The organism is Sporosarcina sp. NCCP-2716 (assembly GCF_023707985.1).
Taxonomy (GTDB): domain Bacteria; phylum Bacillota; class Bacilli; order Bacillales_A; family Planococcaceae; genus Sporosarcina.
Map to the genome: position 1 here is coordinate 43,757 of NZ_BRCF01000001.1, position 12,403 is coordinate 56,159.

At 58.0% G+C, this 12,403-nt stretch carries 9 protein-coding genes; 7 read left to right on the forward strand and 2 right to left on the reverse strand.

Annotation, left to right across the window (positions count from 1 at the left end):
• The first annotated feature begins 11 nt into the window (after positions 1-11).
• The gene (locus tag NFU03_RS00230) at positions 12-272 is read left to right on the forward strand and encodes a CsbA family protein (RefSeq protein WP_251635089.1); all 261 of its coding nucleotides are present in this window, start codon (positions 12-14) and stop codon (positions 270-272) included.
• 101 nt (positions 273-373) lie between these two features.
• Here the strand turns inward: NFU03_RS00230 and NFU03_RS00235 are convergent, their stop codons facing one another.
• Both NFU03_RS00235 and NFU03_RS00240 read right to left on the reverse strand, forming a co-directional pair.
• The gene (locus tag NFU03_RS00235; protein ID WP_251635090.1) at positions 374-682 is read right to left on the reverse strand and encodes an AzlD domain-containing protein; all 309 of its coding nucleotides are present in this window, start codon (positions 680-682) and stop codon (positions 374-376) included.
• Positions 682-1,404, reverse strand: a complete 723-nt coding sequence (locus NFU03_RS00240; RefSeq protein WP_251635092.1) for an AzlC family ABC transporter permease — start codon at positions 1,402-1,404, stop codon at positions 682-684. The genes NFU03_RS00235 and NFU03_RS00240 overlap by 1 nt, the downstream gene beginning before the upstream one ends.
• Before the next feature lie 123 nt (positions 1,405-1,527).
• Here NFU03_RS00240 and NFU03_RS00245 point away from each other — a divergent pair, with 123 nt between their 5' ends.
• The 6 genes from NFU03_RS00245 to NFU03_RS00270 all read left to right on the forward strand — a co-directional run bounded on the left by NFU03_RS00245 (position 1,528) and on the right by NFU03_RS00270 (position 12,249).
• Entirely contained in the window at positions 1,528-2,157 is a 630-nt protein-coding gene (locus tag NFU03_RS00245; protein ID WP_251635093.1) for a TVP38/TMEM64 family protein, read from the forward strand.
• A 322-nt stretch (positions 2,158-2,479) separates the two neighbouring features.
• Positions 2,480-5,977, forward strand: a complete 3,498-nt coding sequence (gene addB / locus NFU03_RS00250; protein WP_251635095.1) for a helicase-exonuclease AddAB subunit AddB — start codon at positions 2,480-2,482, stop codon at positions 5,975-5,977.
• Entirely contained in the window at positions 5,955-9,665 is a 3,711-nt protein-coding gene (gene addA, locus NFU03_RS00255; protein ID WP_251635097.1) for a helicase-exonuclease AddAB subunit AddA, read from the forward strand. The genes addB and addA overlap by 23 nt, the downstream gene beginning before the upstream one ends.
• Positions 9,662-10,858 carry a DUF418 domain-containing protein gene (locus NFU03_RS00260; RefSeq protein ID WP_251635099.1) on the forward strand — a complete coding sequence of 399 codons (1,197 nt, stop codon included), beginning with the start codon at positions 9,662-9,664 and terminating at the stop codon, positions 10,856-10,858. The genes addA and NFU03_RS00260 overlap by 4 nt, the downstream gene beginning before the upstream one ends.
• A 43-nt stretch (positions 10,859-10,901) precedes the next feature.
• The gene (locus tag NFU03_RS00265) at positions 10,902-11,798 is read left to right on the forward strand and encodes a fumarylacetoacetate hydrolase family protein (RefSeq protein ID WP_251635101.1); all 897 of its coding nucleotides are present in this window, start codon (positions 10,902-10,904) and stop codon (positions 11,796-11,798) included.
• Between the two features lie 76 nt (positions 11,799-11,874).
• On the forward strand, positions 11,875-12,249 hold the full coding sequence (locus NFU03_RS00270) for a YisL family protein (protein ID WP_251635103.1): 375 nt from the start codon (positions 11,875-11,877) through the stop codon (positions 12,247-12,249).
• Positions 12,250-12,403 lie beyond the last annotated feature (154 nt).

The following is a 12,403-nucleotide window of genomic DNA, read 5'->3' on the forward strand; positions in this document are numbered from 1 at the left end:
GGAGGCGGCTGATGGAAAGTTTAGCGACAAAGTTCGTGCTGGCATTGTTCGTCCCTGGACTGCTCGTCGTGTTTTTCACACGCGTGACATTCCACCATGCAGTCGGGCTGCTGCTGACGATCGCACTCATCGCCGCCTCCGTGTACGCCGGTTATACGCATAACTGGATCTTGTACGCGGCGGATGCGCTGTCGCTCACGGTCGGTTTCTGGTTCGCGAAACGCATGGTCGAACGGTCGCACCGAATCGGTGACGAGAATCCGGATGAATGAATGAACCCCGTACAGCGATCGACCTGTACGGGGTTTTTTGATTTCTTTAAAACTAGCAGTATGCCAGGGCCGATTTCAGGGTATGATAGAAAAAAGGGCCGTCACATAAACAGGCTGTACACGGCGAGCACACCGATCGTGCCGAGGACGACAGGCATCAGCCCGAGACCGGCCAGGGCGATCGTGAACGCTGTCACGGCGCCGATGATGCCGAACAGCAGGTCTCCCTGCTGGACGTGGAAGATGGCGGGAAAGATGAGAGCACCGAGCACGGCATACGGAATATTGCCGAGGACGCCCGTCAAAAAAGGCGGCAGCTTCCGTCCATCCAGGAACGTGAGCGGGATCATGCGCGGGATGTACGTCACGAGCGCCATTCCGAGCAGCATCCACCAATAGGTCGCTCCCATCAGCATTCCTCCTTTTCAAGCGGCAGACCATACGCCCGTCCGGTTTTTACATACAGCAGTTCCACGGCGACAGCTGCGATCAGCGTAGAGGCGAGGATCGCCCATCCCGTCGTCAGCAGTCCGGTATAATAGAAGAGACAGCTCAACAGTGCCGATGAACTCGCGAGCAGCACGACTTTGCGGTTCCCTTTCATCGACGGGACGAGCAGGGCGACGAACAGCGCATACAGCGCGATCGACATGGCCGCCTGCAGGAAACCGGGCAGGAAGTCACCGATCAGGTGGCCCGCTGCCGTGAAGACGACCCAGCTGCCGTACGCGACAGCGATGACGCCGGCCGCTTCGGCGCTCGACACTTTGCCTTCTTTGGCAGTCGCGATGACGGAGAAGGTTTCATCCGTCACACCGAAGGCGACCGCCGCCTTGACCGGCTTCGACGACGGCTGCAACTTTTCATTCAGCGAGGCCGTCATCAGGAAGTGCCGGATGTTGACGACGAACGTGTTGACGACGATGAGGAACGGATCGACGCCCAGCTTCAGCAAGCTGAGCGATATGTATTGGGCAGCGCCCGCGAAGACGAAGATGCTCATGGCGGTCGCTTCGACGATTGACAGGCCCGCCGATTTCGCGAGCAGGCCGAACGTCAGCGCGACGGGGAAGTACCCGATGCCGATGCTGATACCTGCACGCAGGCCTTTCTTGAATGGTGTACGTTCCAACTTCCATCCCCGCTTTCGTGTAGAAGGTCAATAGTAGTGATTATACTACATTGCAAGGCGGGAACAAAACTGAATTTTTGCATGCTTACCAATAGATAGAGAGAGCTTGGGGGGGAATGACCGATGCATGAATGGTTCACAGTCGATAAAATAACGGAACTCGCAGCGCATTACCGGGCATTCGGCCCGATCATCGGCTTCCTGCTGCCGTTCGTCGAGTCGTTCCTGCCGTTTTTGCCGCTGTTCGTCTTCGTCATCGCGAACATCGCCGCTTACGGGATCATCTTCGGCTTCCTGCTGTCGTGGGGCGGCACGACCGTCGGATCGTATGCGGTATTCCTGATCATCCGCAAATACGGACGGAGCCGGATGCTGAACTTCATCACCCGGCATAAGCGGGTGAAGAAGCTGATCTTGTGGGTGGAGAGCAACGGCTTCGGGCCGCTGTTCCTGTTCATCTGTTTCCCGTTCACGCCGTCCGCGCTCGTCAACCTGGTGGCGGGGCTGGCGAATATCCGGAAGACGTACTACCTCGCCATCCTGCTTGCCGGCAAGTTCGTCATGGTGTTCATGATCAGCTTTGTCGGCTATGACATCCGGGCGCTCTTCACCCAGCCGATCCGTACCGCCATCGTCGGCGTCGTGATTTTGCTGCTGTGGCTTGTCGGCAAATGGTGGGAGAAACGCATCAACAAGCGCGTCGAGACCCACGCCAGGGAATGGGACGGCCGCAAGCATTGGGAGGATGAGTGAACGCAGAACGCTCCGCGGAGCGTTCTTTTTTTTATTGGGCAAAAACTTCTCAAATCGGTGCCTGTGTGATACACAAATTGGACACAATTCTGAATCGTGTCCGTCCGCCGATTAACTTCTCCATCTGGCCGATTCTTCTCATGAAATGGCCGATACCCGACGCCATTCGTCCGATTCACAACGCCGTTTGGCCGATTCCCACCCGCGCACGCCGTCCGCCCTCTAGACACCGAACATTCATTCGTAAAACGCTCCCTCCGGCTTTGATTTGTCCCGGCAAAACGGCTACAATTAAACTATTAATGAGACAGGGGGCGAGCGGATGACGCTGCGGATGATAACAGGGCGTTCAGGGACGGGCAAGACGTATACGATCGAGCAGGAAATCGCCGATGCCTTGCGGGAGGATCCGATCGGGCGGCCGATCATTCTCATCGTGCCGGATCAGATGTCGTATTCCATGGAGCACAGCCTGGCTGCGGAGTTCGGGCTGAACGGCATGGTGCGCGCGCAAGTGCTGACGTTCAAGCGGCTGGCGTGGCGGGTGCTGCAGGAGACGGGCGGGATCACACGCCGGGAAGTGGACGCGTTCGGCTACCGGATGCTGATCCGGAGCGTGCTTGAGGAGAACCGTGAGGACTTCACGCTGTTCCGGCAGGCGGCCGACAAACGGGGCTTCACGGAACAAGTCGAAGGTGTATTGAAGGAATTCAGCCGCTACTGCCTTGATTTCAGTACGCTTTCCGGGCTCCACGCGGAACTGACGGCAGCAAATGCGCCGCGGTCACTTATCGACAAAGCGGGTGACTTGTCGCTGCTGCTCGAGAAAGTCGAGGAGCGTCTCGGATCGGGCTATGTCGACAGTGAAGGGCATTTGGCGCTGCTGACGGAACAGATACGATTCTCGGATTATATAAAGGAAGCGGACATCTACATAGACGGCTTCGAGCTGCTGACGAACCGCGAGCACGAAATCATCCGCGAGCTGCTGAAATACGCGCAGCGCGTCACCGTCGCACTGCCGACGGACGACACGGCAACTCATACGGAGGACCACGAACTGTTCTACAGTCCGGTGCGCACGAAACAGATACTCACCGAGCTGGCACGCAGTGAAGCGGTGGACATCGAGCCGGAAATGAGATTGAGCGAGCCTCTGCGGTTCCGCAATCCGGACGTGCGTCATCTCGAGGCGCAGTTCGACCGGTATCCGGCGAGCCCGAGTCCCAGCTCAGGCGACGTCCGGGTCATCGAAGCGGCTGACCGGCGTGCCGAGCTCCACGCAGTTGCCCGGTCGATACGGGAGCTCGTGCGGAACGGCAAAAGGTACCAGGAAATCGCCGTCTTATACAGGCAGCCCGATGTGTACGATGAACTGATCGCTACCATATTCCCGCTCTATGACATCCCGGTGTTCATCAGCCGGAAGAAACCGATGCTTCACCATCCGCTCATCGAGTTCACACGCTCCGTCCTCGAGGCGGTGACCGGCAATTGGTCGTACGAAGCGATCTTCCGCGCGGTCAAGACCGACTTGTTCTTCCCATATGGCGAAGACCGGAAGCTGTGGCGGGAGCGTGCTGACCGGCTCGAGAATTATGTGCTGGCACACGGCATCCACGGCCGGCGCTGGTTCGATGAGGACCGGTGGCGCGTAAAGAAATACCGCGGGCTTGAGCTCCATACCGATGTCCAGACCGATGAAGAACTCGCGATGCAGGCAGAGCTGCACAGCGTGCGGGACTTGATCCGGGAACCGTTGGAAGCATTCGGCCGCAAGATGAAACGCGCGAAGAACGGCAGGCAGGCTGCAGAAGCACTGTTTGCGTTCATGGAAGACCTGCACGTCTATGATATGATCATCAGCCTGCGGGCAGAGGAGGAGACGGCCGGCCGCTTGCTCGGCGCGTCCGAACACGAACAGGCATGGACCGGGTGGATCAACGTCCTTGACCAGTTCGTGCTCATGTTCGGCGAGACGGACATGCCGGCAAAAGAAGCGATCCGGGTGCTCGACGAAGGGTTCGACACACTCGAATTCGCCCGCATCCCGCCATCGCTCGACCAGGTGACCGTCATGACGATCGACCTTGCGACGTTCCTCAACATCGACGAAGTGTTCGTCATCGGCGTGAATGACGGCGTGCTGCCGCAGCGCATCGACAATGAAGGCTTGCTGTCGGACGCCGACCGCCAATGGTTCGAGTCGATCGGCTTCGAACTCGCGCCATCTGCGAAAACCCGTCTGATGGATGAAACCTACAAAGCCTACCGGGCATTCACTGCCGCTGCGGAAGGGCTGACGGTGACGTACCCGATCGCGGATGAAGCAGGAAAGGCGCTCATCCCGTCGCTCTATATCCCGCGGCTCGGTCAGATCTTCGACGATCTGCACATCGAAACGGCGGCCGCTGATCCGCTTGACCTGCCGGAGTCGGCTGACAGCATTGCTTATGTGAGCCATCCTCGCCCGACCTTGCCGTATGCGTCCGCACAGCTGCGCAATTTCGAGATGGACGGCCGCATCAGCCCGCTCTGGCGTGCTGTCATCGCCTACTACGAGGACGACCCGCTCTGGGCGTCGATCCTCGCAGGCATCCAGGGCACACGGAAAGCAGGCACGGCGACGGAACGGCTCATCCCTGCCGTCACGCACGAACTGTACGGCGAGACACTGTCGTCAAGCGTTTCCCGCGTCGAATCGTATTACAGCTGCCCGTTCCAGCATTTCGCGTCGTACGGCCTCGGTCTGCGCGAACGGACCGAATTCACGCTGGAAGCCCCGGCGATCGGGGATCTGTTCCACGCTGCGCTGAAATACGTGTCCGACGAAATGATGCGCACCGGTGCTAGCTGGGCCGGCCTGTCAAAGGAGGACAGTTTCCGGCTTGCACATGAAGCCGTCGACCGGATCGCACCGTTCTTCTTCCATCGGATTTTGCTGACGACGAACCGGCATCTGTACATCAAACGGAAGCTGACGCATATCATCCAGCGCACGATCGCAGCGCTCAGCAATCAGGCGACGGCCTCTTCGTTCCATCCGGTCGCCGTCGAAGTAGGCTTCGGGCCGGGCGAGCAGATGCCGCCGCTTGAAATTCCGCTGAAGCGCGGAGGACACATGAACCTGCGGGGCCGGATCGACCGGGTGGACGCCGCGGAAGTGGACGGCAAGACGTATTTGCGCATCGTCGACTACAAATCGTCTTCGAAAGCGCTCGATCTGACGGAAGTGTACTATGGATTGTCGCTGCAGATGCTGACGTATTTGGACGTCGCGCTCGAACACGCCGACGACTGGATCCAGCTGCAGGCGGACCCGGCCGGCATGCTGTACGTCCACGTGCACAACCCGATGATCCGCAGCATCCAGGAACTGTCGGAAGAGGCGGCCGAGCAGGAAATGCTCAAGTCCTTCACGATGAAAGGCTACGTGCTCGAAGACCTGTCCGTCGTCAAAGGGATGGACCGCAACATCGAACAGTCTTCGAACGTCATCCCGGCGCGCGTCAAAAAGGACGGTTCGTTCTACGCGACATCGAAAGTGCTCGCACCGGACGATATGCAGCTGCTGCGAACCGCCGTCCGCACACGGCATCGGCAGGCGGGGGATGCGATGCTCGCCGGCGACACGCGTGTTTATCCATACCGGCTGAAAGACCGGATGCCGTGTACGTACTGTCCATATCAAGGGGTCTGCCAGTTCGACAAGACCGATCCGGACGCCGTCTACAGGCAGTATGAGGATTTATCCGCAAGCGAATCACTCGAAAAAATGAGAAAGGAGGCGGAAGGCGATGCACATACCACCGAAACCTGAGAACGTCACGTTCACGGACGCACAATGGACGGCGATCCATGCGTCCGGAAGGGACATCCTCGTCTCCGCGGCAGCAGGCTCCGGCAAGACGAAAGTGCTCATCACCCGGCTGATCGAGAAAGTGATCGACGAGCGTGATCCGGTGAACGTCGATGAACTGCTCGTCGTGACGTTCACGAACGCGGCGGCGGCTGAAATGCGGCACAGAATGGGGGCGGCGCTTGAAGAACAGATCGCCCTCCATCCGGATTCCGCACACTTGCGCAAGCAGCTGAGCCTCCTGAATAAGGCACAGATCTCGTCGCTTCACTCCTTCTGTCTGACGATCGTCCGCCAGTATGCGTATCTGCTCGACATCGACCCGGGTTTCCGCATCGCGGACCCGACGGAAGCGGCTTTATTGCGCGACGATACGATCGAAGCGGTGCTCGAGGACGCATACAGCGCCGACGATCCGGAAGCGATCTACCGGCTCGCCGACAGTTTCACGGCGGACCGGAACGACCAGTCGCTCGAGCTGCTCATCGACCGGCTGTACGACTACTCCCGCGTTCACCCGAAGCCCGAACAGTGGCTGCGGCAGATTCCACAAGAGTACGAACTTCCGGAAGGTGCAGTCATCGACAACTTGTCGTTCATCGGTCCGCTGAAATCGGCGATCCAGCAGAAACTTGAGGAAGCCGAAGCCCTGTCGCTCGATATGCAGCGCATCGCCGAACAGCCGGACGGCCCGGCACCGCTCGGACCGACCGCCGAAGCCGACCTGGCATGGATCCGAGGAGCTATCCAGACGATCGAATACGGCACATGGGAAGAGACATACGGCTATTTCAGCCAGCTGAAATGGACGAAAGCAGGAAGTGTCAAGAAGGATTCATGCGATGAAGAGCTCGCCAAGCGGGCGAAAGCGCTACGGGATTCCGTCAAGAAACTCGTGACGGGCGTCAAGGAATCATACTACGAACGGACTCCTGCCCGGCTGCTCAACGAAATCCGGCTCATGGCCCCGATGATGCACACGCTGATCGATCTCGTCATCGACTTCGGCGCACGCTACCGAACCGTCAAGACGGAACGAGGGCTCGTCGACTTCTCGGACCTCGAGCATTACGCCCTCGACATCCTGGCGAACCAGGAAGGGGACGAGCTGGTGCCGTCCGATATCGCCGCGGATTACCAGGCAAAATTCAAGGAAGTCCTTGTCGATGAATACCAGGATACGAACCTGCTCCAGGAAGCGATCATCCAATTCGTCAAATCCGGTGCAGAAGCGGACGGCAACCTGTTCATGGTGGGTGACGTCAAGCAGTCCATCTACCGGTTCCGTCTCGCCGAACCCGGCCTGTTCCTCGGCAAATACGGCCGTTTCTCAGAACAAACAGACGGCGAGGGGCTGAAGATCGATCTGAACGCGAATTTCCGGAGCCGGAAAGAAGTGCTCGACGCGACGAACTTCGTCTTCTCGCAAGTGATGGGGGAACGAGTCGGCGAAATCGAGTATGACGAGGCTGCCGCGCTCAAATACGGCGCCCGTTATCCCGAACCTGACACGACAGCCCGTCTGACCGTCCTATACACGGAAGAGGAAGAATTCGAGGATGAAACCGGACATGAAACCGAAAACCTGAAAAATTCCCAGGCGGAAGCCCGGTACATGGCCAGACGTATTAACGAATGGATGTCGGAGAAACACGAAGTGAGCGACGCATTCAGCGGGGAGAAGCGGCCGATGCGCTACAGTGACATCGTCGTGCTCATGCGCTCGATGACGTGGTCCTCTGAAATCGCCGACGAATTCAAGCGTGCGGACATTCCCGTTTACGTCGAATTGTCGAGCGGCTATTTCGATGCGCTCGAAGTGACGATCATGCTCAATACGCTGCGCGTCATCGACAACCCGTACCAGGATATCCCGCTCGCTTCCGTACTGCGCGCGCCGTACGTCGGCATGACGGAGAACGAACTGGCGCAAGTGCGGCTCGCGGATAAGAACGCGTCCTATTACGATGCGCTGAAGACGTTCATCGCGACCCAGGGGACCGGCATGGCGCCCGAAACTCAGCAGAAGCTGCAGCGGTTCCTCCTCAATTTCGAGGACTGGCGCAACCTGGCGCGCAGAGGATCACTGTCCGAACTGATCTGGCAAGTGTATAGCGACACGAACTATTACGAAATGGTCGGAAGCATGCCGAACGGCAAACAGCGGCAGGCGAACTTGCGGGCACTCCACGACCGGGCGATCGAGTATGAGAAGACGTCCTTCCGCGGCCTGTTCCGGTTCCTCCGGTTCGTCGACAGGATGCGCCGGCGCGGCGATGACCTCGGCGCGGCCCGGTTCCTGAGCGAAAAAGAGGATGTCGTGCGGATCATGACGATCCATTCATCCAAAGGACTGGAATTCCCGAACGTCTTCGTCGCCGGGATCGGACGCCAGTTCAACAAGATGGATTTCAACGAGCCGTATTTGTTCGACCAGCATTTCGGCCTCGCCGTGAAAGCGATCGATCCCGACAAGCGCATCATGTATACGTCGCTGCCGTTCCTTGCGATGAAAGAGCAGAAAGAGCTCGAAATGCGTGCAGAAGAGATGCGCGTCCTGTACGTCGCCATGACCCGGGCGAAGGAACAGCTCGAACTTGTCGCGACCGTGAAGGATATCGAAAAGTCCCTGACGAAATGGCAGGATGCACAGCTCGTCGACCCGGTGGAACGGCTGCCCGATTACATGCGGTCGCGCGCGAACGGCTATCTCGACTGGATCGGGCCGGCAGTTGCGCGCCATACGGATTTCGCAAAGTTCGGCGTGACGCCTGGCGGGATGACGAAAGAACACCCGTCGAAATGGACGATCGGCATGCTGCCGGTATCGTATTTCAGTGAAACGGCGGACGGACAACCGGAAGAAGGCGGTCCGGATGAACACGTACACGCTGAACTGCCGCCTGTCGACGCCGACCGGCTGGCCGAAGTGACAGGACGTTTCGATTTCCGGTACTCACACGAGGCTGCTGTCCGCAAACGATCGAAAGTATCGGTCTCCGAGCTGAAACGGGTTGCCCAGCTCGAAGCAGAGCCGGATTACGGCGATCCGTTTGCATCCAAAGACATGGAAGCGAGTTCCGTCTTCCTCCATGAGCGTCCGGCCTTCCTGCAGAAGAGGTCGATAAGTGCGGCGGAGATCGGCACCGCGGTCCATACGGTCATGCAGCATATCGATCTCGCGAAGACGTATGATCTGGACGAGACGGAGAACCTGCTGCAGGAACTGGTCAGCCGTCAGCTGCTGACGACAGAAGAAGCGGAACACATCGATCGGGCTTCCATCGTCCGTGTCATGCAGTCGCCTCTGGCAGACCGGCTGCGTTCAGCGAAACGGGTGATGAGGGAACTGCCATTCACCTATGCCTATGACGGCAGTGACGGAGATTCCCAGATTCTGCAGGGGATCGCGGACTGCTTGTTCCAAGAAGAAGACGGCTGGGTGCTGCTCGATTACAAGACCGACCGGCTGCGCGGACGGTACGCTTCCGAGGAAGAAGCGGATGAAGCGATGCGGACGCGTTATGCGGTCCAGCTCAGCTTGTACAAGACGGCGATCGAAGCGATCACCCGTGTGCCCATTAAAGAAATGCTGCTCTGCTTGTTTGACGAAGGACGGACAGTATCAGTTCAGGAGGTAACGGTTTGAGGACAATTTCCACCGGCGGAGCCGGACGGATCGAAGCACTCGATATGCTTCGGGGATTCGCACTGCTTGGCATCTTCATGGCCAATATGCTCCATTTCAATTCACCGATCATGTACATGGATCCGTACAGCTGGTTCGAAGGTTCCGGCGAAAGCGTTCCGTACATGTGGCTCGATATTTTAGTAGAAGCGAGTTTCTACCCGATATTCGCGATGCTTTTCGGGTATGGACTCAATATGCAGTATGAAAAGTCGAAACTGCTGCGGCAGCCATTCGGCCCGGTTGCCGCAAGACGGATGGCGATCCTGCTCGTCTTCGGTGTGCTGCATGCCGTGTTCGTCTGGTCGGGGGACGTCCTCTTCACATACGCGATGATGGGCTTCCTCATGATTGCCGCCGTCCGCCTCCCGCCGAAATGGCTGCTCGCCCTGGCGCTTGTGCTCTACATCGTGCCGATGGGCGTGTTGACGGGACTGGTCTTTGCAGGTGAACAGCTGTCGCCGGACAGTTCGCTGTCCGAGTTCGCAGACATCCAGAAAGTGGATGAATCGATCAAAGTTTACGGTCATGGCGATTACTTGACCGCACTCGCATTCCGCACGAAAGAATGGCTCCTGTTCACTGCGACGAACTTTCTCGTCAACCCGTTCATGATCCTGCCGCTCATGATGATCGGCGCAGCGCTCGCCAAATGGAAAACGGCCGAGCGGGCCCATGAATGGAGACGGCGTATTGCAGTGATCGGTGTCGTGTCGTACATCGCAGGGATCGCCCTGAAGTCCGTCCCGTTCACCGTCGGCTCAAGCTTGTCGATGCAGATGATCCAGACGTATTTCGGAGGGCCGCTCGTCGCAGCGGGCTATGTATCTTTCATCCTGCTGCTGTGCACTGTACCGAAGTTCATCAGCCTGTTCCGGCCTGTCGCAAAAGCGGGCCGCATGTCGCTGACAGTGTACCTGACGCAGTCCATCATTGCCACGCTCATCTTCTACCATTATGGGCTCGGCATGTACGGCAAACTCGACATCGGCACGGCAACACTCTTGGCGGCGGGCATCTTCGTCGTCCAGGCGCTGCTCGCGGATCTGTGGCTGTCCCGCTACCGGATGGGGCCGTTCGAATGGGTCTGGCGCATCGGCACGTATGGCACCTTTTTGCCGATTAAAAAGGAGAAGCAGCAGGATATGTCGTAACAGTATGTAGACAGACCAATCATGGAAGGGATGGATGCACGCTATGAAACTACTTTCATTCAAGTACGATGGCAAAACATTATTCGGACCGAAAGTGAAGAAAGAGGAAGCGGTCTGGGACGTCCAGCGCATCGCTGAGGAGCTCGGAGCGGAAAGTTTCCCTTCCTCGATCGCCGAAGGAGTCGCGGAAGGCATGGATTTCGTCGAACGGATCCGCAGCCTGTGCGAACAGGCGCGGGCGCATGAAGACGCAGAGAGCTTCAAGTACCCGTTCAGCGCGATCGAATGGCTCTCCCCGATTCCGCGCACGCCGAAGAACGTCCTCTGTGTCGGGAAGAATTATGCCGATCACGCAAGTGAGATGGATGGGGGAGCGCCTGAAAAGATGATGATCTTCACGAAGGCGCCGACCTCGATCGCGGCGGATGAACAGACGCTCTCCGTGCACGCGGACGTGACGGATCAGCTCGATTACGAAGGGGAGCTCGCCGTCGTCATCGGCAAAGGCGGCCGCAACATTCCGAAACAGCTCGCATACGACTGCGTATTCGGCTATACGATCGCGAACGATCTCACCGCCCGTGATCTGCAGGCGGAGCGCAAGCAGTTCTTCCTCGGCAAAACGCTCGACGGCAGCTGCCCGCTCGGACCGTATGTCGTGACGAAAGACGAAATCCCGAACCCGCAAAATCTGTCCATCGTGACAAAAGTGAATGACGAAGTGCGCCAGAACGGCAATACGAAGTCGATGTCCATCCCGATCGACAGCATCATCGAGGAACTGTCCAGGTTCGTCACACTTGAGCCGGGGGATATCATCCTCACCGGAACACCTGCGGGCGTCGGCAAAGGGATGACGCCGCCAGCTTACCTGAAAGCGGGGGACACAGTGAAAGTGTCCATCGAAGGCATCGGGACACTCGTCAACGATTTCGAATAACGTTCCCTGACTTTGGCGAACTTGCGGGATTATGGTAAGATGGACAATGCAACTGACATGGAATGAGGTGACTGCAATGGATTTCTTATCGGACTCGACCCATATCCATATCTTCGCATGGGTGGTCGGCATTATTTTGTTCTTGGTCGCGGCTTCCATGCCGCTCGATTCAAAAGGACGTAAAATTACGAAGATGATCCTGCGGGTGTTCTACATCCTGATCATCATCACAGGCCTTGCGCTGTTCCTGCGCTGGATGAGCAGCGACTCAGCGCTCTATGGCGTGAAGTTCCTCTTCGGAATCCTGACGATCGGCATGATGGAGATGGTGTTCGCACGCCAGAACAAGAAGAAGCCGGCACAGCTGGCATGGATCCTGTTCGTCGTCTCGCTGCTCATCACGATGTTCCTCGGCTTCAAACTGCCGATCGGACTTCATTTCTTCGGATGAATGCCTGCTGACGGACGTGTGCAGATGAATTGCTGAAGAGGAAGGAGGGATCCGATGGTCGGATGGACGTTATTGCTCGCCGTATTCGCCGTCATGATCCTGTTCGCCCTCTCTGTTGTCATCACCGCCCGGCGGCAGGGACCGCCTGACGAAT

Excerpts from the sequence above, each read along its gene's own strand:
- NFU03_RS00265 (WP_251635101.1), top strand. The coding sequence starts at position 10,902 with ATGAAACTACTTTCATTCAAGTACGATGGCAAAACATTATTCGGACCG.
- NFU03_RS00245 (WP_251635093.1), top strand. The coding sequence starts at position 1,528 with ATGCATGAATGGTTCACAGTCGATAAAATAACGGAACTCGCAGCGCAT.
- NFU03_RS00235 (WP_251635090.1), bottom strand. The coding sequence starts at position 682 with ATGGGAGCGACCTATTGGTGGATGCTGCTCGGAATGGCGCTCGTGACG.
- addA (WP_251635097.1), top strand. The coding sequence starts at position 5,955 with ATGCACATACCACCGAAACCTGAGAACGTCACGTTCACGGACGCACAA.
- NFU03_RS00270 (WP_251635103.1), top strand. The coding sequence starts at position 11,875 with ATGGATTTCTTATCGGACTCGACCCATATCCATATCTTCGCATGGGTG.
- addB (WP_251635095.1), top strand. The coding sequence starts at position 2,480 with ATGACGCTGCGGATGATAACAGGGCGTTCAGGGACGGGCAAGACGTAT.
- NFU03_RS00230 (WP_251635089.1), top strand. The coding sequence starts at position 12 with ATGGAAAGTTTAGCGACAAAGTTCGTGCTGGCATTGTTCGTCCCTGGA.